Genomic DNA, 25,368 nt, shown 5'->3' on the forward strand with positions numbered 1-25,368 from the left:
GCGGACTTCGACATCCAGATCCGTCCAGAAGCCCTCACCGAGCCCGGGCGGGACACGCCGCACGAGCCGTGATCATCGCCGAACATCACCGCCACAGCGCCGACGGGGCCTACGTGATCAGTTCACGAACAGGCTCTGAGGTAGATCTCGTGGTGCCGCCCGGTCATCGCGAGGCCGTGGGCCGGGGATGAACTCCTCGTGCATGCGCCGCAGCAGGCCACCCTCGTCGTCCTAGGGACCGACGTACAGGGCCTGGACGCAGCGGCCCTCCGACAGCGTCTCCAGGCGCAGGTCGTCGAGCCGCGCCGGGCGGTCCTTCGCCCCGCCCGGTCGAGCGCTGCGGCGGACATCCCGTCCGTGACCCATCCCGAGACCATGATCATGAGGGTCCAGTCCCACCGCGACTCGCCCCGGGCGTTGGTGAAGCTGGTCATATCGGGTCGCCGGTGGCCGTCGATCATGAGGTACCGCAGATCGGGGACCTCCACGGAGCTGCGGGGTGTCGCGCCGGGCCCGGTGGCAGGCCACCTCCCGCGTGAGGTCGACCTTCCCGGTCACGGTTCGATGCCCGGTCAGGCCGGCTCGTGCCCGGCGGACCCGGCGGTCGGGCAGCCGCCGCACTCGTGACGCGGGGTCGTCTTCGTGCGTTCGGACCTGGTCCCGGCGCAGGGTGTATCACCAGGAACGTGACGGGGCCGCTCGCCACGGAGGTTCGGTGTGGTCCGTGGGTAGCCTTCGGCCCATGCCCACAGACGCGGCCCCGCCCCCGGGATCGCTGACCGACCCCGCCGTGACGTCGTTGGCCCATGACCTCGGCATCACCCTCGGGGAAGCAGCGCAGCGCATCGGCTGGCAGTCCGCGGTCACCGACGATGTCCAGCGATCCATCGTGGACGAGCTCGGCGACCGGTTCGGCGGGCTCTGGTTCGACACGGGGACCAGCCGCCTCACGATCGGCATCGTCTCGCCGGGCGCCTCACCGGTGCCCGCCGCTGACCTCCGATCCGTCCGGAGCGCGGGCCTGGCGGCCGTCACGGATACGGTGGCGGTGCAGTGGTCGGCCGCCGAACTCGACGTGGTGGGCGATGAGCTGGGAGCGGAGCTCGTGCGGGTGAACGGCGGCGGCCCGCCGTGCGCGCTGGCGATGGGTCAGGTGCCCCCCCTCAACGCCGTGTTCCTGGACGTACCGTCGGGTCCGCTCTCCGCTGCCCAGCAGGAGTTGGTCGATTCGGTCACAGCGCGCCACGGAACGAAGGTCCGCGTCCGGCACGTCCCGGGCGACGGGTACTTCATCAGCCACTGAGCAGGGCGCCGGAGCCCGCGACGGCACGGTCCGTGGCTGTTCCGTGGAGCCTCGCGGCCGACACCGATCGGCCCCGGACACCCACAGAGGCGCCGGGGCCGATGTTCGCTGTCTGTGCAGCTCAGGCGGGCTCGTGACTGGTCGGCCCGGCCACCTGGTACCCACCGAACTTCTCGCGCAGCGTCTTCTTCGAGAACTTGCCGACGCTGGTCTTGGGCACCTCGTCGATGAACTCGACGGCGTCGGGCAGCCACCACTTCGCCACCCGCGGCGTGAGGAACTCGATGATCTCCTCGCCGGTCACCGTCTCGCCGGGCTTGACCACGACGCACGCGAGCGGGCGCTCCACCCACTTCTCGCTCGGGATCGCGATGACCGCGGCCTCCGCCACCTTGGGGTGCGCCATGATCTCGTTCTCCAGCTCCACCGAGCCGATCCACTCGCCGCCGGACTTGATCAGGTCCTTGGTGCGGTCGACCAGCCGGACGAAGCCGTAGCGGTCGCCGGTGCCGACGTCGCCGGTGCGCAGCCAGCCGTCCTCGGTGAACTGCGCGCCGCCGCCCTCGCCGCGGTAGTACTCCTTGGCGATCCACGGCCCGGCGGCCTGGATCTCGCCGGTGGCGACGTCGTCCCAGGGCTGGGTCTCGCCGGAGTCCGGGTCGACGAGCCGGATGTCGACCAGCGGCACGGCCTGGCCCTGGCGGGCCCGGATGTCGGCACGCTCGTCCTCGGTGAGCGCGTCGTGGTGGCTGCGGGGCGTCGACATGGTGGCGATCGGCGAGGTCTCGGTCATGCCCCACGCGTGCAGCATCGGGATGCCGATGGCCTCGCGGTAGGCCTCCGACAGCGACCGCGGCACGGCCGAGCCACCGCACAGCACCACGCGCAGCGCCGACAGGTCGTGCTCGCGCAGCAGGGGGAGCATGCCCATCCAGATGGTGGGGACCCCTCCGGTGACGGTGACGCGGTGGCGCTCCAGCAGCCCGACGATCCCCTGCGGGGTCATGTTCGGCCCGGGGAAGACGATGTCGGTGCCGGCCAGCAGGCAGCCGTAGGGCAGGCCCCACGCGTTGGCGTGGAACATCGGCACGACCGGCAGCACCACGTCGCGCTCGGACAACGCCGCCCCGTCGGCGACCAGCGAGATCAGCGAGTGCAGCACGGTGGAGCGGTGCGAGTAGACGACGCCCTTGGGGTTGCCCGTGGTGCCGGAGGTGTAGCACATCGCCGCGGCGGTGTTCTCGTCCTCGATCACGAACGTGCCGTCGAACGGGTCGGCGGCGGCGAGCAGCTCCTCGTAGTCGAGCCAGCCCTCGGGGATCGGCACGTCGGCGCCGTCGTCGATGACGATGTAGTGCCGCACCGTCGCGAGCTTGTCGGCCAGTGGTTCGAGCAGCGGGATCAGCGACCGGTCGACGAAGACGACCTCGTCCTCGGCGTGCCCGGCGATGTAGACGAGCTGCTCGGGGAACAGTCGGATGTTCAGTGTGTGCAGCACCCGGCCGGTGCACGGCGCGGCGACGTAGAGCTCCAGGTGCCGCGCGGTGTTCCAGCAGAACGTGCCGACGCGCCCGTCGGCCGACACGCCGAGGGTGTCGAGCACGGTGGCCAGCCGACGCACCCGCACCGCCCATTCGGCGAGGGTCGTCGTGGTCTCACCGGTGGCGGTGGCGGTGATCAGCCGTTTGTGCCCGAAGTACTGCTCGGCGCGGTGGAACACGTGCGGCAGGGCGAGCGGGCGGTCCTGCATCAGACCGAGCATGGGGACTCCAACGAGCGACGCTGTGGGGCGGGTCACCACCGAACCTACCGGGACGCGGGCGGTGTCGACCACACGCCCGCGGGCCCGCGGCCCGATAGGCTCGACCGTCGTGACGCCCGTCCGTGACCACACCGCATCGGTGTGCCTCGACGTGGGTTCGACGTGGACCAAGGCCGTGCTCGTCCATCCCGACGGCGCGCTGGCCGGCTACGCGGAACACCCCACGACCACCGGCGACGTGCTCGCCGGGATGGACGCCACCGTCCGTGCGGTCACCGCGGCCGGGTCGGCGGGCGAGCCGGAGCTGCTGGCCTGCTCGTCGGCCGGTGGCGGGCTGCGGCTCGCGGTCGTCGGCGCGGACCGGCTGAGCACCACCGAGGCCGGGCACCGCGTCGCGTGCTCGGCGGGCGCGCACGTCGTCCACGTCCACGCCGGGCCGCTGGAGCCCGCCGACGTGCGCGCGCTGCGCAACGCCCGCCCCGGCGTGGTGCTGCTGGTGGGCGGCTCCGACGGCGACGATCCCGCGCCCCTGCTGCACAACGCCGGGCGCCTCGCCCGCGCCCGGATCCGCCCCCCGATCGTGCTGGCCGGCAACGCCGACGCCCGCGACGACGCGCTCGCCCTGCTCAAGGCCACCGGCCGCACGGTCGTACCGTGCGACAACGTCCTCCCCCAGGTGGGGGAGGTGGTGCCCGGTCCGGCCAGGGCCGCGCTCGTGGCCCTGTACCAGCGGCACGCCATCGGGGGTCGGGGCCCGGCGGTCGCGCCGCGGTTCCGCAGGCTGGTGCGGGTGGTCACGCCCGACGCCGTCGGCCGTGGCGCGGTCGAGCTGGCCCGCATCCGTGCGTCCCGCGTGCTGCTCGTCGACGTCGGCTGCGCCACCACCGACGTCCACTCCGCGGGCGGCGGGGCCCGCGAGGCGGGGACCCTGCGCACGGTCGAGGGCGATCTCGGCGTGCGCGCCGCGGCGGGCGGGGTGCTCGTGGAGGGGCAGGCGGAGGGCGTCGTCGACCCGGTGGAGGCCGACCTGCTGGCGCCCACCGTGACGCGGATGGCCAGCGAGGTCGGCTACGTCCCCACCAACCCGGGCAGCGCGGCCGAGGACCGCCGGATCGCCGCGCTCGCCGCGATCATCGCCATGCGCAGGCACCTGCGCGCGCCGGCCCCCGAGCCCGCGGTGGGGATCGGCGTGGTCGTGCTGACCGGCGGGGTGTTCCGGCAGCGCGGGCCCGGCGGCGGCCTGGCCGCGGTGCTCGCGACGCTGCGCGCCGACCCGGTGCTGGCCTCTTCGCTCGGCGACGCGGAGATGGTGGTCGACACCGACTTCACGGTGGCCCCGGCCGGCCTGCTGGCCAGCCACGGCCGCCCGGCAGCGGCGGAAGCCCTCCTCCGCGACCACCTGCTGGGCTGATGATCCCGCAGGTGGGAGCCGTAACGCTGTTGCCGAAGCCGCTGGACAGCGCTGTGGCTCCGAAGTGCGGCCGAGGGGGTCGTTGCTCACGTCGGGTTGACCGGTTCTGGCGGCACTGACACCCTGGACGGGCCATGGCATTGCCGAGGTCGAGAGGCGCTGCGACGGACCACTAGTCCGCCACGCTCGACCCACCGGGCCATCGTGTAAGGGCGCCTCCGACTACGGAGGCTGCCCCGTGCCGTTCCACTCCCGCCGGGCTGCCGTCCATCCCTGCCCGCGACCGTCCTACCAGGAGGCGTAACTCCCCCATGTCCGTCGACACCACGACCGACCCCACCGGCAAGCTCCAGAACATCAACGGCATCGACTTCGCCGTCGCCGATCTCGCGCTGCACGAGTTCGGCCGCAAGGAGATCCGCCTCGCGGAGAACGAGATGCCCGGCCTGATGGAGCTGCGCACCGAGTACGCCGAGGCCCGCCCGCTGCACGGCGCCCGCATCGTCGGCTCGCTGCACATGACCGTGCAGACCGCCGTGCTGATCGAGACCCTGGTGAGCCTCGGCGCCGAGGTCCGCTGGGTGTCCTGCAACATCTTCTCCACCCAGGACCACGCGGCCGCGGCCACCGTCGTCGGCCCGCACGGCACCCCCGAGGAGCCCCAGGGAGTGCCGGTCTTCGCCTGGAAGGGCGAGACGCTGGAGGAGTACTGGTGGTGCACCGAGCAGCTGTTCCTGTTCCGTGACGCCGACGGCGAGGTCGTGGGCCCGAACATGATCCTCGACGACGGCGGCGACGCCACGCTGCTGATCCACAAGGGCGTCGAGTACGAGAAGACCGGCATCGTCCCGACCGTGGAGGACGAGGACCTCACGGTCTCCGACGAGTACCGGATCATCCTGGACACGCTGCGCCGCTCGCTGTTGACCGACCCGGGCCGCTGGACCAAGGTCGCCTCCGACATCCGCGGTGTGACCGAGGAGACCACCACCGGCGTGCACCGCCTCTACCAGCTCGCCGAGCGCGGCGAGCTGCTGTTCCCGGCGATCAACGTCAACGACTCGGTCACCAAGAGCAAGTTCGACAACGTCTACGGCATCCGGCACTCGCTGGTCGACGGCCTGAACCGCGCCACCGACGTGCTGATCGGCGGCAAGGTGGCGCTGGTCTGCGGCTTCGGCGACGTGGGCAAGGGCTCGGCGGCCGCGCTGGCCGGGCAGGGCGCGCGCGTGATCGTGTCCGAGGTCGACCCGATCTGCGCGCTGCAGGCGCTGCTGCAGGGCTTCCAGGTCGCGACGCTGGAGTCGACCATCGAGAAGGCCGACATCATCGTCACCACCACCGGCAACAAGGACATCATCACCACCGATGCCATGAAGCGGATGAAGCACCAGGCGATCGTCGCCAACGTGGGCCACTTCGACAACGAGATCGACATGGCCGGCCTGGGCCGGATCCCCGGCATCGTCCGGATCAACATCAAGCCGCAGGTGGACGAGTGGGTGTTCCCGGACGGGCACTCGATCATCGTGCTGTCCGAGGGGCGCCTGATGAACCTGGGCAACGCCACCGGCCACCCGTCGTTCGTGATGAGCAACAGCTTCGCCAACCAGGTCATCGCCCAGGTGGAGCTGTTCACCAAGCACGAGGAGTACAACACCGACGTCTACCGGCTGCCCAAGCACCTCGACGAGAAGGTCGCGAAGATCCACGTCCTGGCGCTGGGCGGCGAGCTGACGAAGCTGAGCAAGGACCAGGCCGAGTACATCGGCGTGGACGTCGAGGGCCCGTTCAAGCCCGATCACTACCGCTACTGAGCCCGCACACACCTCCCGGGGCCCACACACAGGTCCGTACCCGTGTGCGGGCCCCGCGGCCTGTGTGCGAGGTGCGCGGTCGTCCTAGTCTGGCGGGGTGCTCTTCCCCCGCGGCGACGGTGACGGCTGGGTCCGTTGCGCGCAGGGACATCGGCACTGGGGGCTGTTCGGCGCCGCGGGGCTGCTGCTCTGGCACGACGACCGGGTGCTGCTGCAGCACCGGGCGCTGTGGAGCCATCACGGCGGCACCTGGGGGATCCTCGGCGGCGCCCGCAACCGCGGTGAGTCGGCCGAGCAGGCCGCGCTGCGCGAGGCGGGGGAGGAGGCGGGTCTCCTCGCCGCGGACGTCACCGCGATCGGGCGCTACGTCGACGACCACGGCGGCTGGACCTACACGACGGTGATCGCGCGCGCCGGCGCGCCACTCGTGCTGGACGCGCTGACCGCGGAGACCATCGAGGTGCGGTGGGTGGCCGCCGACGCGCTGCACGAGCTGGCGCTGCACCCCGGGTTCGCGGCGAGCTGGGCGCGGGTCAGCGCAGCCGCACTGCCGGATCGAGGGTGACCGCGCACGGCCCGGTCGGGTCGAGCCCGACGCACGGGTAGCTCCCGATCTCCGCGACCGGTCGCCCCGGCCCTGCTCGGCACCCTCCCGACGTGCACGGCAGGCCATCTCCTTGCCGAGAGCGCCCGGCGGAGACGCTCGTCGTGGTGCCGGACTCCTGACCGAGGGTCTCACGCTGAGTCGAGCGTCCGCGGCCCGCCCGCGGTCGGGTGACCGGGGTGAGGGTTCTGGGTTAACGGAAAGCAAGATACCGTGAATGATCGTGGCACATGAGGTGGCGAGCAGAAGGCCGCGCGGTGAACTCCGGTTCATCGTCGTCGGTGCGGTGCTCGTCGTGTTCGGCGTCGCGCTGGTCACGGCACTCGGCTTCCTCGCCGCGCAGCGGCTGGACATCGACTTCTCGGTTCTGAGCCGCGACCCGGCCTCCGTCGTCGGGGCGCCGCCCTACACGGGGTGGTTCGCCAACATCACGATCCTGGTCTGGCTGGTCCCCGCGGCGGTGGGGCTGTTCGCCGCCATGGTGATGCGGCGGGCGGGTGTGCACGCGGCGGCCCGGATGTTCCTGGTGGTCGGGCTGATCTCGACGGTCATGGTCGGGGACGACTTCTTCCAGGGCCACGAGATCCTCAAGTACAACCTGGGTGTGCCGGGCCCGGCCGTGTTCGTCGTCTACACGCTCGCCGCGCTGGGCTGGTTGTGGTGGTTCCGCGACCGCCTGGGCGCGCACGTGCTGACCGGGCTCGCCGCGATGGGCTGGTGGGGGGTGTCCGCGGTGGTCGACACCCTGCTCGACGAGAACGCGCCCTACGTCCTCGAGGACGGGGCGAAGCTGGCTGGCGTCGCGATGTGGGCGTTCCTGGTCGTGCGGGTCGCGCTCGTCGAGATCGCCGGTCTGCTGCCCGGCGCCCCGCACATCCCCGAGCCCCGCACGGCCTCGGCCTCGGCGCGGCACCGGGGACCCGGCGAGCCCTCGGCCGCGACCGGCGCTACGGACGGGGACCCCGACCCGGACGGGGACCCCGCCTGGTCGGCGGCGAGCCGTACCACGGAGGTCGCCCCGCGAGGCGATCCCGAGGCCACCACGCCGGTCCGGGCGATCCCGCTCGGCGTGGCCCCGCCGCCCGCTCCGGCCCTGACCGGCCCGCCTCCGCGGTTGCCGGCCCGTCCGGGCCCACCGCGTGGACAGGCTCCACGGCCCGTGCCGGGCCCACCGCCCGCAGGTCCCCGGCACGCCGCCGCGCAGCCGGCGCGGGCCCGCAACGGCGGCGCGCCCGACCTCCGCGGCCCGGCCACCCCGCCGCCCGTGCCGGCTCCCGGCGCGGTACAGCGCCCGCCCCACCGGTAGGGCACCGCCGCTAGGGTGCCGCCCCATGGGGCGGTTGGTCGTCGTCGAGGGGTTGGACGGCGCGGGCAAGCGGACGCTGACCGGCCGCCTCACCGCGTCGCTCACCAGCCGCGGCGCCCGCATCGCCACCCTCGCGTTCCCGCGCTACGACACCGATATCCATGCGGAGCTGGTCGGCGACGCGCTCTACGGACGCCTCGGCGACCTCGGCGACTCGGTGTACGGCATGTCACTGCTCTACGCCCTGGACCGCCGGGCGGCCGCCGACGGGCTCCGCGCGCGGGTCCGGGCGAACGACGTGGTGCTCGTCGACCGCTACGCCGCCTCCAACGCCGCCTACGGGGCCGCCCGGCTCGGCCAGGGCGCGGCGGGGGAGTTCGTCGGATGGGTACGGGAGCTGGAGTTCGGCCGGTTCGGCATCCCGGTGCCCGACCAGCACCTGCTGCTGGCGCCGCCGCCCGCTGTCGCGGCCGAGCGCGCGGCGCACCGGGAACGCACCGAGCCGGGGCGCGAGCGCGACAGCTACGAGTCCGACCAGGGCCTCCAGCAGCGCACCGGGATCGTGTACGCAGGGCTCGCGGCCGAGGCGTGGCTGTCCCCGTGGGCGGTGCTCGACGATGCGGGTGATCTCGACGCGGACGCGCTGGCGACGCTCCTGCTGGGGTAGCGGCGCGGTCGCTGACCAGGGGTGGGATGCTGCGGGGATGAAGTCGCGCGTACTCGTGGTCGACGACGACCCGGCCCTGGCCGAGATGCTCACGATCGTGCTTCGGGGCGAGGGGTTCGACACCGCGGTGGTGGCCGACGGCACCCGCGCCCTCCCCGCGGTCCGCGAGCTTCGCCCGGACGTCGTCCTGCTCGACCTCATGCTGCCCGGCATGAACGGCATCGACGTCTGCCGCGGCATCCGCGCGGAGTCCGGCGTGCCGATCATCATGCTGACGGCGAAGACCGACACCGTCGACGTGGTGCTCGGGCTGGAGTCGGGCGCCGACGACTACGTCGTGAAGCCGTTCAAGCCCAAGGAGCTCGTGGCCCGGATCAGGGCACGGGTGCGGCGCACCGAGAACGAGCCCGCCGAGCAGCTCGCGATCTCCGACGTCACGATCGACGTGCCCGCCCACCAGGTGCAGCGCGGCGGCGAGCAGATCGGGCTCACGCCACTGGAGTTCGACCTGCTGGTGGCCCTGGCCCGCAAGCCGCGCCAGGTGTTCACCCGCGAGGTACTGCTCGAACAGGTGTGGGGGTACCGGCACGCGGCCGACACGCGGCTGGTCAACGTGCACGTCCAGCGCCTGCGGTCCAAGGTCGAGAAGGACCCGGAGCACCCCGAGATCGTGCTGACGGTGCGCGGTGTGGGGTACAAGGCCGGCCCGCCGTGACGTCGTGATCACCGGGCGGCTCCGCACCGGCTTCGCGCAGGCCCGGCAGTTCGGCGGGGAGGTCGCCGAGGCCTCGGGCGCGGTGTGGCGGCGGTCCCTGCAGCTCCGCGTCGTGATCAGCACCCTGGCGCTGTCCACGGCTGTGGTGCTGGTGCTCGGCCTGGTCCTGCAGACCCAGATCGCCACCCGCCTCGTGCAGGGCAAGGAGGTCGACACCCTGGCCCGGTTCCAGGCGGGCGTCGCGCTGATGGAGCGCGGTCTGTCCGGCGTCGACCCGGACCGGGAGGGTGCGGAGGGCGAGCTGAACAACGCGCTCGCTCAGCTCACGAGCGCGGGGAGCGACCCGTCCTCGCCCACCGCCGGGGAGTTCCGCGCGGTGCTCACCACCGGGCGGATCGACGGTGGCGAGGACGTCTGGTCCGGCCCGGTGCAGGACGTGCCGGCCGACCTGCGTGCCGACGTCGGCGGCGACGGCACGCTGGCCCGCAAGTACTCCACGGTCACCGAGCGGGGGGTCGCGGTACCGACGCTGATCATCGGGCAGCCGGTGCGCACTGCGGGGCCGCGGACCCTGGAGTTCTACATGCTGTTCCCGCTGGACTCCGAGCAGCGCACCCTCGGTCTGGTGCAGAGCACGCTCATCGTCGGCGGGCTGCTGCTGCTGCTCCTGCTCGCGGCCATCGCGAGCCTGGTGACGCGGCAGGTGGTGCGGCCGGTGCGGCAGGCCGCCGAGGTCGCCGAACGGTTCGCCGAGGGCCACCTCGACGAGCGCATGCCGGTGTACGGTGACGACGAGGTGGCGCGCCTGGGCGAGTCCTACAACGAGATGGCATCGAGCATCCAGACCCAGATCCGGCAGCTGGAGGAGTTCGGCGCGTTGCAGCGCCGGTTCACCTCCGACGTCAGCCACGAGCTGCGCACCCCGCTCACCACGGTCCGGATGGCCGCCGACGTCCTCTACGCCTCGCGTGAGGAGCTGCTCCCGGCTCTGCGCCGCAGCTCGGAGCTGCTGGTCACCGAGCTGGACCGGTTCGAGGCGCTGCTCGCCGACCTGCTGGAGATCAGCCGTCTCGACGCGGGAGTGGCCGAGCTCGTCGCCGAGCCCGTCGACGTGCGTGCCGTCGTGCTCCGCGCCGTCGACGCCGTGCGCGGCATCGCCGAGGAGACCGGCACCGCGCTGGAGCTGCACCTCCCGGCCGGGATCCGGGCCGAGATCGACAGCCGCCGGGTGGAGCGGATCGTGCGCAACCTCGTCGCCAACGCCGTCGACCACGGGGAGGGCCGACCGGTCACGGTCACGCTGGCGGCCGATCAGCGCGCGGTCGCGGTGCTGGTGCGCGACCACGGCGTCGGGCTGCGGCCGGGCGAGGCGGCGCTGGTGTTCAACCGGTTCTGGCGCGCGGAGGAGAGCCGGGCCCGGCGCAGCGGCGGCAGCGGGCTGGGTCTGTCGATCAGCGTGGAGGACGCCCGGCTGCACGGCGGCTGGCTGCAGGCCTGGGGCGAGATCGGCAGGGGTGCGGCCTTCCGGCTGACCCTGCCGCGCACCGCCGGGGACCAGGTGCTGAGCAGCCCGGTGGCCCTCGGTCCGCACAGCGACGTCCCCGACCCGCCCACCGCGGGCTCGGTCCCGACGCCGCCTCGGGGCCGCCCGGCCGTCACGCTCCCTCCGCTGCCGGCCGCCGACCTGCCCGAGTGGTCGCCCGGTGTCGACGTGGCGACACCGGAGGAGGCGCGGTGAACGGCCGGCGGACCACGGTGCTCGCGCTGCTGCTGGCGCTGGTCGGGGTGGCCGGCTGCGCCAGCGTCCCCGGCAGCTCACCGGTGCAGATCCTGCGCGAGGTCTCCGACGGCGAGACCGCGGTGCCGCCGCCGGGCCCCGTCGACGGCAGCGACGCGATCGAGCTGGTGCGCGGGTTCGTCGAGGCGTCGGCGAGCAGCACCGACGACCACGCCGCGGCCCGGCGGTTCCTTTCCGAGGAGGCCGCCGACTGGGACGACGCCGCGAGCTTCACCGTGCTGGACTCCCAGTTCGACACCGTGCCCGCCCCCGGCCCGCCGTCCCTCTCCGGTGACGTCTCGCGCGTCCGCATCCGGGGTACCTCGGTCGGGCGCGTCACGTCCTCGGGATCGTTCGAGCCCAACCAGGCCCCGGTGGAGGTCGACGTCACGGTCGTGCGGCGCGACGGCCAGTGGCGCATCGCGGAGCTGCCGCCGGGGGTGCTGGTCCCGCTGGGCGACTTCCGCGCCGGCTACACCGCGGTGCGTACCTGGTTCGTCGACCCGGTGCGCCGCGTCGCGGTGCCCGACCTGCGCTACCTCCCGGCGTTCCCGGCGCGGGCCCAGGCCACGCGCGCGATGGAGCTGCTGCTCGCCGGTCCGTCCGGGGCGCTGTCCGGGGCGGTCACCTCGGCGCTGGTGCCCGAGACGCGGCTGCGGTCGAACGTCGCGCTCGACGAGGGCGGGGCGCTGGTCGTCGACCTGACGCGCATCGGTGACGTCGACGAGCCGGGCCGCAGGCTGCTCGCCGCGCAGGTCGTGCTGTCGCTGGCCGAGGTGAACGTGGCGCGGGTGCGGCTGCAGGTCGACGGCATCGCGCTGCTGCCCGACCGCCCGGTCGTGAGCCGGGAGGACGTGGCGGACCTGAGCGCGGAGACGCAGCCGGGCGCCGATGTGTCGGCGCTGGTGGCCACCGGCGGCCGGCTGCGTGGTCTCGGCCCGGTCTCCGGGTCCGAGGAGCTGCCCGGACCGCTCGGTGACGGCAGCTACGACGTGGAGTCGGCGGCCACCACCGTGGACGGGCGGCGGCTGGCCGCCGTGGCCCGCTCCGACGGGCAGCGCCTGCTGCTGGTGGGCGGCGAGGCCGCGGGAGGGGCGGTCGAGACCGGCCTGACCGCCTCGACGATGACCCGGCCGACGTGGACGCCGGTGGGCAACGAGGTCTGGACCGTGCTGGGCGGGGAGGTCGTCGCGCGCGTGCTGGTCGACGGGGCCGGTGCGACGCGGTCCGGCCGGGTGAACGCCGACGAGCTCGCCGCGCTGGGACCGATCCAGGATCTGCGGATCTCGCGGGACGGAATGCGGGTGGCGGCGGTCGTCGCCGGCGCGCTGTACACCGGAGCGGTGACGCGCAGCCCCGACGGCGAGGTCGCGGTCCGCAACATCCGTCCGCTGCGTTCGGCGGACCTGCGGGAGGTCGTGGCCGTGGACTGGCGGTCGACCGACACCGTCGTCGTCATCACCCAGCGCACCGACCGGCTCGTCGCCCAGGTCTCGGTGGACGGCCTCTCTGTGCAGCCGCTGCTGGTCAACAACCTGACACCGCCGCTCGGGGCGGTGGCGGCGGCCGCCGGCAGGCCGTTCCTGGTGACCGACCAGACCGGGGTGTGGAGCTTCGCGGGCGGCGACCAGGACGCCTGGCGGCAGGTGCTGGGTGGCGCCCCCGACGGGGTCCCCTTCTACCCGGGCTGACCGGCACCGCCCCTGTGGACAACCCGGGCCGGTCGTCGGGGGTGTGGGAGATCCTGGGGACGTGGACGTCCGGATGCTCGCCACCGCGCTGGTCGATCTCGTGCTCCCCGCCGACTGTGCAGGATGCGGGGCGCCGGCACCTCCGTGGTGCCCGGCATGTGCGGCGGAGCTCGCGGGCCCGCGACGGCTGGCGCTGCCGGGCGGGCTGCCGGTCGTCGCGGTCGGACGCTACCGCGGCCCGTTGCGCACCGCGGTGCTGCGCTACAAGGAGCGGGGCAGGCGCGATCTCGCGGGCCCGCTCGCCGCGCTGCTCGCCGCCGGGCTCGCGGAGCTCCATGCCGCCGGAGGTGCCGGGCCGTGGCTGGTGCCCGCGCCCTCGCGGCCCGCCGCGGCGCGGGCCCGCGGCGGTGACCACGTGGTGCGGCTGTGCCGGGCGGTGGCCGCGGCACGGCCCGGGGCACGGGTGGTGCCGACGCTGCGGCTGGCCCGGCGGGCGCGCGACTCGGTGGGCCTGGACGCCGCCCAGCGAGCCGCGAACCTGAGTGGACGGTTGCGGGTGCGGCCGTCGCGGCTGCCCCCCGAGGGCGTCCCGCTGCTGATCGTCGACGACGTGGTCACCACCGGGGCCACCCTCCGCGCGTGTCGGGATGCGCTGGTGGGCGCCGGTCTACGGCCGGTCGGCGCGCTGGTCCTGTGTGACGCGACGACCGGCAGTTGATCATGAATTTGCGGTGGAATCGTACTCTCCGGGCGGTGGCCGGGGAATGTCGCTCGGCGCAACCATCCAGGTCGGGGTCACTCAGCGCAGAGGCCTGTTGCGGAACTGTGATCCCGGCTACCGTCCCTGAGCATCCGACCCGCCCCCACTCCGAAGTGGGGTCAACGAGGAGGAATCGCCGGCACCGGGGGGCTGACCCGGTGCGTATCTGCAACGCCAACCCGACGCTGAGAGCGAGGGAAGTCTGCGTGGAGATCGTTGTCACCGGCCGTAACGTCGAGGTGCCCGAGCATTTCCGGGTACACGTCGCCGAGAAGGTCGCTCGCCTGGAACGCTACGACCACAAGATCGTCGGCCTGGAGGTGGAGCTCTTCCATGAGCGCAACCGCCGCCAGCTCAAGACCTGTCAACGCGTCGAGCTCACCGGTCGCGGGTGCGGATCCGTCGCCCGTGCCGAGGCCTGCGCCCAGGACTTCTACGCGGCGCTCGACGCCGCCGTGGCCAAGCTGGAGGCCCGGCTGCGCCGCTCGCACGACCGACGCCGCGTCAACGACCGGCGCAGCCGGGTGATGGCGGTCCGCGGTGCCGGCCAGGCGAACGGGCGAGCCACCGCACTGCTCGACGAGCGGCCCGCCGACGAGCCCGACGTCGACATCCCCTCGCCACGCGGCCACGCCGACGACCTGCCACCCGATCTCCCGCCGGAAGCGCTCGACGCCGATCCGGTGCCCGGTCGGGTGGTGCGTCGCAAGGTGCACACCGCCGAGCCGATGACCGTCGACGACGCGCTCTCCCGCATGGAGCTCGTCGGGCACGACTTCTACCTCTTCGCCGACGCGGCCAGCGGGGAGCCCAGCGTCGTCTACCGGCGCAAGGGCTACGACTACGGGTTGATCCGACTGACCACGTAGCTTCCGCCGCACGCTGCACCTGATGAAATGGGCCTCCCGCGACCGGCGGGAGGCCCATTTCATTCCGGGGCCGGGTGGGCGCGAGCCGCGCTCACCCGGCACGGTCACACGCCGACCGTCACGCGGCTGAGAACCTGATCGACGAGGCAGAGAAGCCGCTTGTCGTCTCGGTCGTGGTCGGCCCAGTGGTTGCCGGCCCAGTGGTTGCCGGTCCAGCGGTCGCCGGCCCAGTGGTTGCCGGTCCAGTGGTTGCCGCCGTGGTCTCGGTCGCTGCCGCGGTCGCGGTCGCCGTGGTCGCGGTCGTGGCCGGTCCAGCGGTCGCCGCGGTGGTCGCGGTCGCGGTCGTGGCCGGCCCAGTGGTTGCCGCCGCGGTCTCGGTCGCCGCCACGGTCGCGGTCTCGGTCGCTGCCGCGGTCGTGGTCTCGGTCGCTGCCGCGGTCGTGGTCTCGGTCGCCGCCGCGGTCGTGGTCTCGGTCGCGGTCTCGGTCGCTGCCGCGGTCTCGGTCGCTGCCGCGGTCGTGGTCTCGGTCGCGGTCTCGGTCGCTGCCGCGGTCTCGGTCGCTGCCGCGGTCTCGGTCGCTGCCGCGGTCGTGGTCTCGGTCGCCGCCGTGGTCGCGGTCGTGGCCGGTCCAGTGGTTGGCGCCGCGGTCGTTGCGGTCTCGGTCGCGGTCGCCGTGGTCTCGGTCGCTGCCGCGGTCCTGGTCTCGGTCGTGGTCTCGGTCGCGGTCGTGGCCGGTCCAGTGGTTGGCGCCGCGGTCGTCGCAGTCGCCGCCGTGCTGGCCGCCGCCGGGGCCGCCGCCCTGCTGGCCGCCGCCGCCCTGCTGGCCGCCGCCGCCCTGCTGACCGCCGAACGCCGTCGTCACGATACCTAGTGCGGTCTCGGTGGGCGGGAGTTCCGGTGTGGAGGAGGCAGCCTTCTCGGTCGGGAGCAGTGACTTCGTCGGCACTTCTTCAGCGTCGGCGTCGGTGTCAGCGACCTGGTCGGGCTTCTTCGGTTCCGATTCCGTGGTGTCGGCATGGGCGAGCCCACCGCCGAGCAACACGAACCCACTCGAGATCGCGGCCGTCATGAGCCCGCGACGAAGGACGGTATTCATAGGAGAGTTCCTTTCGATCCACCTGCCCGGCTGGGTGGTCCGGGAAGGCAAGCGCCACCGTGGGAAAGGGAGCGATACCCACAGTCGTGGCATCGAGCAGGAGTGACACCCGTTACTAAGAGTCAGAAAGAAGGGCCAGCCGGTACAGGGTCCTCAGCCGATCGACGGATATGCAGGTGGTTCCAATGCGCACCCTGTGTTGCTCGTGGTCACGGACGGGTTCTCGCCCACGGGTGGACGGGTGTGGCGTTGCCATACCGGCTCTCATCGACGGGTTCGCGACCGGCAGCGCCGACACCACGGAGTCGGGTCGGCGGAGGGGGCGCGCATCAGCGGCCGGGAAGCGGTTGGATGCTGTCCCAACGACTGGGGCCGGCCTCGCTCTGTCGCTTCGCTACTCTGGGGAGGGCAGTGCGTCGTCGCCGGACACGCTGCCTCGAGGATGTCGATGGTGAATGAGGTCGAGCTGTGCCGCTGTTGAACCGCCTGCTGCGTGCCGGAGAGACGAAGCTGGTCAAACGGCTGGGCCGGATCGCCGCTCACATCGACACACTCGAACCCGACGTCCAGGGGCTCACCGACGCCGAGCTGCGGGCCAAGACCGACGAGTTCAAGAAGCGCTACACCGACGGCGAGACGCTCGACGAGCTGCTGCCCGAGGCGTTCGCGGTGGTCCGCGAGGCCGCCACGCGCACCATCGGCCAGCGGCACTTCACCGTGCAGCTGATGGGCGGCGCGGCGCTGCACCTGGGCAACATCGCGGAGATGAAGACCGGTGAGGGCAAGACGCTCACCTCGGTGCTCCCCGCGTACCTCAACGCGCTCACCGGTGAGGGCGTGCACCTCGTCACCGTCAACGACTACCTGGCCAAGCGCGACGCGGAGAACATGGGCCGCATCCACCGCTTCCTCGGCCTGTCGGTGGGCGTGATCCTCTCCGAGATGCCGCCGCTGATCCGGCGCGGCCAGTACAAGGCCGACATCACCTACGGCACCAACAACGAGTTCGGTTTCGACTACCTGCGCGACAACATGGCCTGGAACTCCGCGGACATGGTGCAGCGCGGCCACCACTTCGCCGTGGTCGACGAGGCCGACTCCATCCTCATCGACGAGGCCCGCACGCCGCTCATCATCTCCGGGCCCGCCGACAAGGCCGAGCGCTGGTACACCGAGCTGGCCCGCATCGTCCGCAAGATGGAGGGCATCGACACCACCGGGATGGCCCCGCGCGAGCGCGAGGAGAAGTCCGCGGAGATCGAGCGGCGCTACCACTTCGAGTACGACCTCAAGAAGCGCACGATCGCCGCCACGGACAAGGGCGTCGGCCTGGTCGAGGACGAGCTGGGCATCGACAACCTCTACGACCAGTCCAACACCGGCCTGATCGGCTACATGAACAACGCGATCAAGGCTCGCGTGCTGTTCATGAAGGACCGCGACTACATCATCCGTGACTCGCAGGTGCTGATCGTCGACGAGTTCACCGGGCGCGTGCTCGCCGGGCGGCGCTACAACGAGGGGCTGCACCAGTCGCTGGAGGCCAAGGAGGGGGTGGAGATCAAGGACGAGAACCAGACGCTCGCCACGATCACCCTCCAGAACTACTTCCGGCTCTACGAGAAGCTCTCCGGGATGACCGGCACCGCGCAGACCGAGGCGGCCGAGCTCTCCCAGATCTACAAGCTGGGCGTCGTGACCATCCCCACCAACAAGGACATGATCCGCAAGGACCAGCCCGACCTGATCTACAAGACCGAGGAGGCGAAGTTCGACGCGGTCGCGGCGGACATCGCCGAGAAGCACACGGCCGGCCAGCCGGTGCTCGTCGGTACCACCAGCGTGGAGAAGTCGGAGTACCTGTCCAAGATCCTGGTGCAGCTGCAGGTCCCGCACGAGGTGCTCAACGCCAAGAACCACGAGCGCGAGGCCGCGATCGTGGCGCAGGCCGGGCACGCGGGCGCGGTCACCGTCGCCACCAACATGGCGGGCCGCGGCACCGACATCGTGCTCGGCGGGAACCCCGAGTTCCTCGCCGATCTGGAGCTGCGCAGCCGGGGCCTGGACCCGGTGGACAAGCGCGAGGAGTACGAGGCGGCGTGGGACGGGGTAGTCGCCGCGATGAAGGAGCAGGTCGCGGCGGAGGCCGAGGAGGTCAAGGCCGCGGGCGGGCTCTACGTGCTGGGCACCGAGCGCCACGAGTCGCGCCGGATCGACAACCAGCTCCGGGGTCGCTCGGGCCGCCAGGGCGACCAGGGCGAGTCGCGCTTCTACCTCTCCCTCGGCGACGACCTCATGCGCCGGTTCAACGGCCAGATGGTCGAGTCGATCATGAACCGGTTCAACCTGCCCGACGACGTCCCGATCGAGGCGGGCATGGTCACCAAGGCCATCCGCAGCGCGCAGACGCAGGTGGAGCAGCAGAACTTCGAGATCCGCAAGAACGTCCTCAAGTACGACGAGGTGCTCAACAAGCAGCGCACCGTCATCTACGACGAGCGGCGCCGCGTCCTCGCGGGCGAGAACATCCAGGAGCAGATCGAGCACATGCTCTCCGACGTCGTCACCGGCTACGTCGACGGCGAGACCGGCAACGGCTACGCCGAGGACTGGGACCTCGACAAGCTGTGGACCGCGCTGCGCACGCTCTACCCGGTCGGGATCGCGTGGCAGGACCTCGCCGAGACCGACGAGGACGGGCACCTCGACGACTCCGCCGACCTCACCCGGGACGCCATCCTCGCCGCGCTGCTCGACGACTCGCGCGAGGCCTACGCGAAGCGCGAGGCCGAGATCGACGCGATCATCGGCGCGCAGGGCGGCATGCGGGAGCTGGAGCGGCAGGTGCTGCTGCAGGTCATCGACCGCAAGTGGCGCGAGCACCTCTACGAGATGGACTATCTCAAGGAGGGCATCGGGCTGCGGGCGATGGCCCAGCGCGACCCGGTCATCGAGTACCAGCGCGAGGGTTACGACATGTTCGCCGCGATGCTCGAGGGCATCAAGGAGGAGACGGTCGGGCACCTGTTCAACGTGAAGGTGCAGGCCGCGCAGCAGCCCGCGCCGCCGCCCCCCGCGGCCCAGGCCCCCGCTCCCCAGCCCGCCGCAGCGGACCTTCCGGCGACCGGCGCGGCCGAGCCCGCCGCCCCGAGCCTGGCCAAGTCGCCGCAGCCCGCTGCGCCCGCGGCTTCGGTCCGGCCCACCTCGCGGCGTTCCCGCCAGGCCCCGCCGCCCCCGGAGCCCGCCGCCGACGCCGCCAGCGTGCTGCCCGCGGCCTACCGGGGCGCGCGTCCCGCGGATCTGGAGTACTCCGGGCCCGCGGAGGACGGCGGCACCGCCACGAGGGGTGGTGGCGGCCGCTCGGGCAACGGTCGCTCCGGCAACGGCCGTTCCGACGCCCGCGCGGAGGAGCCGTCGCGCAACCGCCCGTGCCCGTGCGGGTCGGGGCGCAAGTACAAGCAGTGCCACGGCTCGCCCACGGCGGCCCGTCCGTAGCCCCAGGGCCCCGCGGGGGGTGGCGGGCGCCCGGCATTCGCGTTCGGCACCGCGGCGGCGCCGGGCGCCGTACCGTGCGCGGCATGCCCGAACGTGAGGTGCCGCTGCCGGCGCTGCTGCCCCGCACCGGGCAGGTGATCGACCGCTGCTTCCGGCGCGCCGTCGCCGGCCACGGGCTGACCCCCACGTCGATCGGCGTGCTGGGTGCGCTCGCCGAGGGCGGGCCCGTCTCGCACCGGGAACTCGCCGCCCGGCTCGGTGTCGTGCCCGCCACGCTCACCCCGGTCGTCGACGCATTGGCGCGGGCGGGGTCGGTGCGCCGGGAGCGCGCCGACACCGACCGCCGCGTGGTGCGGGTGGCGATCACGGCGGCCGGGCGCGGACGGCTCGCCGACGCGACCGCTCAGGTGGAGCGGCTGTTCGGGGAGCGCGTGCCTGCGCCGCCCGCCGAGCACGAGCCGATCGTGCGCGAGTACCTCATCGCGCTGGTCGGCGCGCTCGGCGGGCCCGCACCGGCCGGCGGGGGACACTAGGACGCCCGGGTAGGACGCCGGGCCACGAGCCGCGCCGCCCGGCGGCGTCGGGCACCTCAGCACAGGCGCATCGCGGTGCACCGCCACCGCCCGTCGCAGTGGTCGAAGCGGGCGGCGAGCGCGCGCACACCGCCGTCGACCTCCACGGCGACGGCCACCTCGGCGGCCTCGGGATGCGGGTGGCACACCCGCATGCGGGCGAAGCGGGCAGGCGACCGTCGTCGACGATCCGACCCGGTCCCGCGCTGCGCCACGGTGGCGCGCCAGTAGCGCAGCACCGACCCGTCGACGTGGGTGGCCAGGTGGGTGGCCGGGCGCCTGCCGTCGAGCACCTCGCAGGCGATCCGCAGCACGACGGTGGCGGCCTCGCGGGCACCCGGGCGCGGGCGGCGGGGCGCCGGCGGCTCGGGGGCGGGTGCCCGGGGACGTGGCGGGGGGAGGTCGACGGCGGCGTCCGGCTCGCCCGCGACCCGCCGCAGGGTGGGTGGGGCGTGCGGCACGGTCCGGGGCGCGGTCCGGGCGGGGACCGTGGTGGGCAGCGAGGTCATGGGGCCGAGCGTGGGCCGCGGCGGGGCCCGGGCGTGGCGGATCGGGTTGCTTCGGGCGCCGTACCGTATGGCACGCGGACGGCCGGACCGCCTACGGTGCGGCCATGTCCCCGTCCGGATCGCCGCTGCGCGGTCTGATCATGGACCTCGGCGGGGTGCTCACCGATGGCCCGTCGATGACCGGTCTGGTGCGCCGCGCACGAGCCGCCGGACGGCCCACCGCTCTGGTCTCCGACGCGCACGCGGTTCCCGAGGGCTGCGCGGGCCTGTTCGACGTCCTGGTGCTCGGGCCCGCGCTGGGCGTGCGCAAGCCCGATCCGGAGGTGTTCCGCCGCACGGCCGACCGGCTCGGGCTCGCGGTGGCCGACTGCGTCGTCGTCGACGACCTCGCGGCGAACGTGCGCGGTGCCCGGGCGGCCGGGGCGGTCGTCGTGCACCACGTCGACCCCGAGACCACCGTCTCCGAGGTGGAGATCCTGCTCGGACTGCCCCGACCGTGGACGCACCGCAGGTCGTAGGGACGGCAGCGGCCGGGGGCGGTTGCACTCCACCCCCGGCCGCTGCCGGTCGTCGGATCACCGGGAACGCATCACCGCTGGTGCGGCGGGACCTCGCCGTGCTGCGGCTGCCCCTCGCCGGGCGCCCCCTCGTTCGCCGCGGGCGGCGGGGCCTGGGTGGTGTCGCCCTCGCCGGTGCGCTGCTGGGCCTGGTCGACGAGATTGTCGATCTGGCTGTCGTGGCCCGTGAAGCGCTCCTTGGCGGCCTCGCCGGCCTTGTCGAGCGCCTGGTCCACCTTGTCGTCGTGCTGGTTGAGCAGGTCCTTGGCCTTGTCCAGGAAACTCATGCGGACACCATGCCCATGATCGACGGTGTCCGCACCCCGGGGCTCACCCGTTCGGGCGAAGGCGGACGTGTGACGGGCGGAGCTCGTCCACGCTGTTCACCCCGATGAGCTGCAGCGTCCGCGTGATCTCGCCGGCGAGGATCTCCACCGCCTTCGCGACGCCCCGCTGCCCGCCGGCCATCAACCCGTACAGGTAGGCCCGCCCGATGAGGGTCGTCTGCGCCCCGAATGCGATGGCGGCGACGATGTCGGCGCCGTGGGTGATGCCGGTGTCGACCCACACCTCGGCGCGCTCGCCGACGGCGTCCACGACCGGCGGCACGAGCTCCAGCGGCACCGGCGCGCGGTCGAGCTGGCGGCCACCGTGGTTGGACAGCAGCACCGCGTCGGCGCCGGCGTCCACCACGCGGCGGGCGTCGTCGACGCTCTGGATGCCCTTGATCACCAGCTTGCCGGGCCAGGTGTCGCGCAGCCATTCGACGTCGGCGATGGTCAGGGCCGGGTCGAAGACGCGGTTGATGAGATCGGCGACCGTGCCGTCGGTGGACTCCAGGCTGGCGAACGTCAGCGGGTCCGTCGTCAACAGGTTGGCCCACCAGTTCGGGTGCATCGCACCGTCGAGGAAGGTCCGCAGCGACAGCGCGGGCGGGATCGTCAGCCCGTTGCGGACATCGCGCAGCCGCGCCCCGCCCACCGGTGTGTCGACGGTGAGCATCAAGGTGTCGTAGCCGGAGTCGGCCGCGCGCTGCACGAGGTCCTTCGCGGGGGCGCGGTCGCGCCACAGGTAGAGCTGGAACCACCGGCGTGCCCCCGGCGCGGCCGCAGCGACGTCCTCGATGCTGGTGGTGCCCATCGTCGACAGCGCGTACGGGATGCCGACCTCCTGCGCCACCGACGCCACGGCCCGCTCGCCCTCGTGGTTCATCATCCGCGTGAACCCCGTGGGGCCGAACGCGAACGGCAGTGCCGAGCGCCGCCCCAGGATCTCGCGGCTGGTGTCGACGTGCGACACGTCGCGCAGCACCGAGGGTGTGAACTCGACGCGGGCGAACGCGTCGCGGGCGCGGCGCAGCGACAGCTCGCCGTCGGCGGCGCCGTCGGTGTAGTCGAACACTGCGCGCGGGGTGCGGCGCCGCGCGATGGCCCGCAGGTCGGCGATGGACGCGGCCTTGCTCAGGCGGCGCACGGTGGCGTCGCGGACGAACGGCGCCGGTCGTAGCAGGGGGGCCAGCTCGGACGGACGGGGAAGACGACGCTGCACCATGGCTTCACGGTAGGCGCTGTCCGGCGCCGTAGTCAGCGAGGTCCGCGGCGGGTCAGCTCGAACGCCGCCACCGCTCCCGCGCTCGCCACCCCGAGGGACTCGACGCCGCCGTGCATCGGGATGCCCAGCACGCCGTCGAGCAGGGGGCGCACGGTGTCGGACAGGCCGTCGGTCTCGTTGCCCAGCACCAGCGCCACCCGGACGGGCAGGGTGGCGTCGAGCAGCGGGTCGCCGCCGGCGTCGAGGCCGTAGAGCGTGAAACCGGCCTCCCGCAGCACGAGACACCCCTCCTCGACGGTGCCCGAGCGCAGCACCGGCGCCCGGAACGCCACCCCGGCCGAGGCCTTGACGACCAGCGGGTCGATCGACGGCAGGCCGCGCCGGGCGAGCAGGACCCCGTCGACACCCGCCGCGGTGGCACTGCGCAGGATCATCCCGACGTTCGCGGGGTTGGTGACACGGTCGAGCACGAGCACGGCCGCCGCGGTGTCCGGCGCCAGCGCCTCGACGAACTCGGTGACGGGCAGCATCCGCGGGGCGACGACGTCGGCCAGCACCCCCTGGTCGTGGCGGCCGTTGCCGGCCAGCACCTTCACCCGGTGCGCGGAGGCGCGCTGCACCGGGACCCCGCGGTCGCGTGCGGCGTCGAGGATCGCCCGCACCGGATCGCCGCGCAGCCCCTCCGCCACGATCACCTTGTCGACCCGCAGGTCGCTGTCGTCGAGGGCCTCGAGCACCGGCTTGCGGCCGTAGACGGTGATGAACGTGTCCTTCGGTGAGCGGGGGTCCGGCACCGGCTCAGCCTAGGGTGAGGGCAGGGCGGTGCTCACCGTCCCCGCCGGGGAAGCACCGCCGCGCAGCCACCAGGACGCCGTGAGGTCTGGTTCGTCACCGACGAGGCCGACCTGCGCACCCGCCCGGGCGGTCCCGCCTAGGATCGGCCCATGCCGCCTCGGCTCTCCCCCCTGGACGCCTCCTTCCTCTACCTGGAGCAACCCACCACCCCCATGCACGTGGGCGCGGTGTCGATCTTCCAGCGCCCGGGGTCGGGCTTCGACTACGACGGCCTCGTCGACCTCATCGAGCAGCGCATCGCGCTGGTGCCCCGCTACCGCCAGAAGGTCCGCCACGTCCCTGCCAACCTGGCCCGCCCGGTCTGGATCGACGACACCGACTTCGACGTCGCGTACCACGTGCGCCGCTCCGCGCTGCCCAGCCCGGGCTCGGACACCCAGCTCACCGAGCTGGTGGCCCGGCTGATGTCCCGGCCGCTGGACCCCACCCGCCCGCTGTGGGAGATGTACCTCGTCGAGGGGCTGACCGGCGGGCGGTCCGCGGTGCTGACCAAGACCCACCAGGCGATGGTCGACGGCATCAGCGCGATCGACATCGGACAGGTCATCCTCGACATCGCCGAACCGAACGGCTCGGGCGGTGCGCGCGGGCAGGGCGCCCACCACCCGGAACTGTGGATGCCCCGCCCGGAACCGACCGACGTGCAGCTGGTGATGGGCGCGGTCGCCGAGGCGGTGGCCCGGCCGGGCGAGGTGGTCGACAACGTCGTCGCAGCCGCGGGGGACGCGGTCGCCACCGTCGGCAAGGTCGTCGGCGGGTTCGGCCAGCTGTTCTCGATGGCGCGCGCGGCCAGCCGCCGCGCGCCCGGCACCCCGCTCAACGTCGACATCTCCACACAGCGCCGGTTCGCGGTGGCCCGTACCGAGCTGGAGGCCTACCGGAGGGTGCGCGCGGCGCACGGGTGCACCGTCAACGACGTGGTGCTCAGCGTCGTGGCCGGGGCACTGCGCAACTGGCTGCTCTCGCGCGGCGAGCCGGTCACGGCGTCGTCGTCGGTGCGGGCGATGGTGCCGCTGTCGGTGCGCGGCGAGGCCGACGTGCCCAGCACGGCCACCGCGGGCTCGCTGGGCAACCGGGTGTCGTCGTTCATCGTCGACCTCCCGGTGGGGGAGCCGAGCCCGGTGGTGCGGCTGCACCACGTCGCGCACGCGATGCGCGAGCACACCGCGTCGACGCACTCGGTGGGCGCCGACACGCTGGTGCGGATCGGCGGTTTCGCCCCGCCCACGTTGCACGCGCTCGGCGCGCGGGCCGCGAGCGGGATGTCCAAGCGGATCTTCAACCTGGTGGTGACGAACGTGCCCGGACCGCAGTTCCCGCTCTACGCCGCGGGTGCGCGGATGCTGGAGATGTTCCCGGTGGTGCCGCTGGCGAAGGGGCAGGCCCTCGCGATCGGGCTGACCTCCTACGACGGCGGCGTCTACTACGGGTTCAACGGCGACCGCGACGCCATGCCCGACGTCGAGGTGCTCGCCGGGATGGTCGACGAGGCGCTCGACGAGCTGCTGGGCACGGTGAACGCGTCGTGAGGGTCTACGTACCGGCCACCTGGCCCATGCTGCAGCGGATGGTCAAGAACAACCGGCTCGACCCGATGGGCGGCACCGCGTTCGCGCTCACCCCGAAGCTGCGCGAGTCCTACACCTCCGGTGACGAGGAGGAGCTCGAGTACGCCGCGATGAGCGAGGCGGCGCGGGCGTCGCTGCGGCTGCTCGGCGTGGAGTTCGGGCTGGGCGAGGACGAGGTGCCCGCACGGCGGGTGGTCGTGGCCGCCGACCTGGACGGCGTGACGCTGCGCCCCGACCTGGACGACGGCGCCGTGCGGATCTCCGGGGGAGTACCGATGGAGGCCATCGCGTCGGTGCACGTCGACACCGAGGAGGCCGAGTACGCGGTGCGGCAGGCGGCCGCGGCCGTCGATGCGGCCGACATGGGCGACCTCGACGCGGAGTTCCTGATCGGCGAGGCCGAGGACCACGAGCTGGCCTGGTACGCACCCGGCGAGATCGCGTTCCTGATCGAGCTGCACCCGTGAGTGCGTAGCGGTGTT

General features: G+C 73.1%; 23 protein-coding genes. 16 read left to right on the forward strand and 7 right to left on the reverse strand.

All coding sequences use genetic code 11. The annotated features are described in order from the left end of the window. Window positions 1–231 precede the first annotated feature (231 nt). On the reverse strand, window positions 232–366 hold the full coding sequence (locus tag Q1K26_RS22795) for a hypothetical protein (RefSeq protein ID WP_300016752.1): 135 nt from the start codon (window positions 364–366) through the stop codon (window positions 232–234). 376 nt (window positions 367–742) lie between these two features. On the opposite strand from Q1K26_RS22795, the gene Q1K26_RS22800 reads away from it, so the two are divergent. Continuing rightward, entirely contained in the window at window positions 743–1,303 is a 561-nt protein-coding gene (locus Q1K26_RS22800; RefSeq protein WP_300016755.1) for a hypothetical protein, read from the forward strand. Window positions 1,304–1,424: 121 nt separating this feature from the next. On the opposite strand, the gene Q1K26_RS22805 is transcribed toward Q1K26_RS22800, so the two are convergent. Then, window positions 1,425–3,053 (reverse strand): long-chain fatty acid--CoA ligase, encoded by a 1,629-nt coding sequence (locus Q1K26_RS22805; RefSeq protein ID WP_363320523.1) that lies wholly within the window; start codon window positions 3,051–3,053, stop codon window positions 1,425–1,427. Window positions 3,054–3,174: 121 nt separating this feature from the next. Here Q1K26_RS22805 and Q1K26_RS22810 point away from each other — a divergent pair, with 121 nt between their 5' ends. From Q1K26_RS22810 to raiA, 10 genes are all read left to right on the forward strand, one after another. Continuing rightward, window positions 3,175–4,476, forward strand: a complete 1,302-nt coding sequence (locus tag Q1K26_RS22810) for a glutamate mutase L (RefSeq protein WP_300016761.1) — start codon at window positions 3,175–3,177, stop codon at window positions 4,474–4,476. 311 nt (window positions 4,477–4,787) lie between these two features. Then, window positions 4,788–6,293: an adenosylhomocysteinase gene (ahcY, locus tag Q1K26_RS22815; RefSeq protein WP_300016764.1), complete on the forward strand. Its 1,506-nt coding sequence runs from the start codon at window positions 4,788–4,790 to the stop codon at window positions 6,291–6,293. A gap of 97 nt (window positions 6,294–6,390) precedes the next feature. Continuing rightward, window positions 6,391–6,858 (forward strand): NUDIX domain-containing protein, encoded by a 468-nt coding sequence (locus Q1K26_RS22820; protein WP_300016767.1) that lies wholly within the window; start codon window positions 6,391–6,393, stop codon window positions 6,856–6,858. A gap of 256 nt (window positions 6,859–7,114) precedes the next feature. Next, entirely contained in the window at window positions 7,115–8,203 is a 1,089-nt protein-coding gene (locus Q1K26_RS22825; protein ID WP_300016770.1) for a hypothetical protein, read from the forward strand. 25 nt (window positions 8,204–8,228) lie between these two features. Further along, window positions 8,229–8,870 (forward strand): dTMP kinase, encoded by a 642-nt coding sequence (locus tag Q1K26_RS22830; RefSeq protein ID WP_300016773.1) that lies wholly within the window; start codon window positions 8,229–8,231, stop codon window positions 8,868–8,870. 37 nt (window positions 8,871–8,907) lie between these two features. After that, a complete protein-coding gene (gene mtrA, locus Q1K26_RS22835) occupies window positions 8,908–9,585 on the forward strand; it encodes an MtrAB system response regulator MtrA (RefSeq protein ID WP_300016776.1) in 678 nt (225 codons plus the stop codon). Window positions 9,586–9,667: 82 nt separating this feature from the next. After that, complete coding sequence (gene mtrB, locus Q1K26_RS22840) at window positions 9,668–11,323, forward strand: MtrAB system histidine kinase MtrB (RefSeq protein ID WP_300016836.1); 1,656 nt, start codon at window positions 9,668–9,670, stop codon at window positions 11,321–11,323. Next, entirely contained in the window at window positions 11,320–13,053 is a 1,734-nt protein-coding gene (locus Q1K26_RS22845; protein WP_300016779.1) for an LpqB family beta-propeller domain-containing protein, read from the forward strand. The genes mtrB and Q1K26_RS22845 overlap by 4 nt, the downstream gene beginning before the upstream one ends. 61 nt (window positions 13,054–13,114) lie before the next feature. Continuing rightward, window positions 13,115–13,771 carry a ComF family protein gene (locus tag Q1K26_RS22850; RefSeq protein WP_300016782.1) on the forward strand — a complete coding sequence of 219 codons (657 nt, stop codon included), beginning with the start codon at window positions 13,115–13,117 and terminating at the stop codon, window positions 13,769–13,771. Window positions 13,772–14,019: 248 nt separating this feature from the next. Continuing rightward, complete coding sequence (gene raiA, locus Q1K26_RS22855) at window positions 14,020–14,682, forward strand: ribosome-associated translation inhibitor RaiA (protein WP_300016784.1); 663 nt, start codon at window positions 14,020–14,022, stop codon at window positions 14,680–14,682. A gap of 104 nt (window positions 14,683–14,786) precedes the next feature. On the opposite strand, the gene Q1K26_RS22860 is transcribed toward raiA, so the two are convergent. Next, window positions 14,787–15,752 (reverse strand): hypothetical protein, encoded by a 966-nt coding sequence (locus Q1K26_RS22860; protein ID WP_300016787.1) that lies wholly within the window; start codon window positions 15,750–15,752, stop codon window positions 14,787–14,789. A 495-nt stretch (window positions 15,753–16,247) separates the two neighbouring features. Here Q1K26_RS22860 and secA point away from each other — a divergent pair, with 495 nt between their 5' ends. Beyond that, window positions 16,248–19,274 carry a preprotein translocase subunit SecA gene (secA, locus tag Q1K26_RS22865; RefSeq protein WP_300016790.1) on the forward strand — a complete coding sequence of 1,009 codons (3,027 nt, stop codon included), beginning with the start codon at window positions 16,248–16,250 and terminating at the stop codon, window positions 19,272–19,274. Window positions 19,275–19,357: 83 nt separating this feature from the next. After that, window positions 19,358–19,807, forward strand: coding sequence for a MarR family transcriptional regulator (locus tag Q1K26_RS22870; RefSeq protein ID WP_300016793.1), 450 nt, complete (start codon window positions 19,358–19,360; stop codon window positions 19,805–19,807). Window positions 19,808–19,863: 56 nt separating this feature from the next. Here Q1K26_RS22870 and Q1K26_RS22875 read toward each other — a convergent pair whose 3' ends face one another. Beyond that, window positions 19,864–20,355 carry an Rv3235 family protein gene (locus Q1K26_RS22875; RefSeq protein ID WP_300016797.1) on the reverse strand — a complete coding sequence of 164 codons (492 nt, stop codon included), beginning with the start codon at window positions 20,353–20,355 and terminating at the stop codon, window positions 19,864–19,866. Between the two features lie 104 nt (window positions 20,356–20,459). Here Q1K26_RS22875 and Q1K26_RS22880 point away from each other — a divergent pair, with 104 nt between their 5' ends. Further along, window positions 20,460–20,873: an HAD-IA family hydrolase gene (locus tag Q1K26_RS22880; protein ID WP_300016800.1), complete on the forward strand. Its 414-nt coding sequence runs from the start codon at window positions 20,460–20,462 to the stop codon at window positions 20,871–20,873. A 71-nt stretch (window positions 20,874–20,944) separates the two neighbouring features. Here the strand turns inward: Q1K26_RS22880 and Q1K26_RS22885 are convergent, their stop codons facing one another. The 3 genes from Q1K26_RS22885 to Q1K26_RS22895 are packed head-to-tail and all read right to left on the reverse strand — an operon-like array spanning window position 20,945 to window position 23,257. After that, a complete protein-coding gene (locus Q1K26_RS22885) occupies window positions 20,945–21,199 on the reverse strand; it encodes an antitoxin (protein ID WP_300016803.1) in 255 nt (84 codons plus the stop codon). Window positions 21,200–21,242: 43 nt separating this feature from the next. Beyond that, window positions 21,243–22,463, reverse strand: a complete 1,221-nt coding sequence (locus Q1K26_RS22890; protein WP_300016806.1) for an alpha-hydroxy acid oxidase — start codon at window positions 22,461–22,463, stop codon at window positions 21,243–21,245. Window positions 22,464–22,495: 32 nt separating this feature from the next. Next, window positions 22,496–23,257, reverse strand: coding sequence for an RNA methyltransferase (locus tag Q1K26_RS22895; protein ID WP_300016809.1), 762 nt, complete (start codon window positions 23,255–23,257; stop codon window positions 22,496–22,498). A 150-nt stretch (window positions 23,258–23,407) separates the two neighbouring features. Between Q1K26_RS22895 and Q1K26_RS22900 the strand changes: the two genes are divergently transcribed. Together Q1K26_RS22900 and Q1K26_RS22905 are read left to right on the forward strand one after the other, a co-directional pair. After that, a complete protein-coding gene (locus tag Q1K26_RS22900) occupies window positions 23,408–24,847 on the forward strand; it encodes a wax ester/triacylglycerol synthase family O-acyltransferase (protein ID WP_300016812.1) in 1,440 nt (479 codons plus the stop codon). Then, complete coding sequence (locus tag Q1K26_RS22905) at window positions 24,844–25,353, forward strand: hypothetical protein (protein ID WP_300016815.1); 510 nt, start codon at window positions 24,844–24,846, stop codon at window positions 25,351–25,353. Before Q1K26_RS22900 ends, Q1K26_RS22905 begins: the two co-directional genes overlap by 4 nt. The last annotated feature ends 15 nt before the right edge of the window (window positions 25,354–25,368 follow it).

This window comes from Pseudonocardia sp. (assembly GCF_029263155.1).
Lineage (GTDB): Bacteria > Actinomycetota > Actinomycetes > Mycobacteriales > Pseudonocardiaceae > Pseudonocardia.

What these genes read in the sequence shown, in the direction of transcription:
- Q1K26_RS22795 (WP_300016752.1), bottom strand. Translation starts at nt 366, where the DNA reads ATGGGTCACGGACGGGATGTCCGCCGCAGCGCTCGACCGGGCGGGGCG.
- Q1K26_RS22800 (WP_300016755.1), top strand. Translation starts at nt 743, where the DNA reads ATGCCCACAGACGCGGCCCCGCCCCCGGGATCGCTGACCGACCCCGCC.
- Q1K26_RS22805 (WP_363320523.1), bottom strand. Translation starts at nt 3,053, where the DNA reads ATGCAGGACCGCCCGCTCGCCCTGCCGCACGTGTTCCACCGCGCCGAG.
- ahcY (WP_300016764.1), top strand. Translation starts at nt 4,788, where the DNA reads ATGTCCGTCGACACCACGACCGACCCCACCGGCAAGCTCCAGAACATC.
- Q1K26_RS22825 (WP_300016770.1), top strand. Translation starts at nt 7,115, where the DNA reads ATGATCGTGGCACATGAGGTGGCGAGCAGAAGGCCGCGCGGTGAACTC.
- Q1K26_RS22830 (WP_300016773.1), top strand. Translation starts at nt 8,229, where the DNA reads ATGGGGCGGTTGGTCGTCGTCGAGGGGTTGGACGGCGCGGGCAAGCGG.
- mtrA (WP_300016776.1), top strand. Translation starts at nt 8,908, where the DNA reads ATGAAGTCGCGCGTACTCGTGGTCGACGACGACCCGGCCCTGGCCGAG.
- Q1K26_RS22860 (WP_300016787.1), bottom strand. Translation starts at nt 15,752, where the DNA reads ATGACGGCCGCGATCTCGAGTGGGTTCGTGTTGCTCGGCGGTGGGCTC.
- Q1K26_RS22870 (WP_300016793.1), top strand. Translation starts at nt 19,358, where the DNA reads ATGCCCGAACGTGAGGTGCCGCTGCCGGCGCTGCTGCCCCGCACCGGG.
- Q1K26_RS22875 (WP_300016797.1), bottom strand. Translation starts at nt 20,355, where the DNA reads ATGACCTCGCTGCCCACCACGGTCCCCGCCCGGACCGCGCCCCGGACC.
- Q1K26_RS22880 (WP_300016800.1), top strand. Translation starts at nt 20,460, where the DNA reads ATGTCCCCGTCCGGATCGCCGCTGCGCGGTCTGATCATGGACCTCGGC.
- Q1K26_RS22885 (WP_300016803.1), bottom strand. Translation starts at nt 21,199, where the DNA reads ATGAGTTTCCTGGACAAGGCCAAGGACCTGCTCAACCAGCACGACGAC.
- Q1K26_RS22890 (WP_300016806.1), bottom strand. Translation starts at nt 22,463, where the DNA reads ATGGTGCAGCGTCGTCTTCCCCGTCCGTCCGAGCTGGCCCCCCTGCTA.
- Q1K26_RS22900 (WP_300016812.1), top strand. Translation starts at nt 23,408, where the DNA reads ATGCCGCCTCGGCTCTCCCCCCTGGACGCCTCCTTCCTCTACCTGGAG.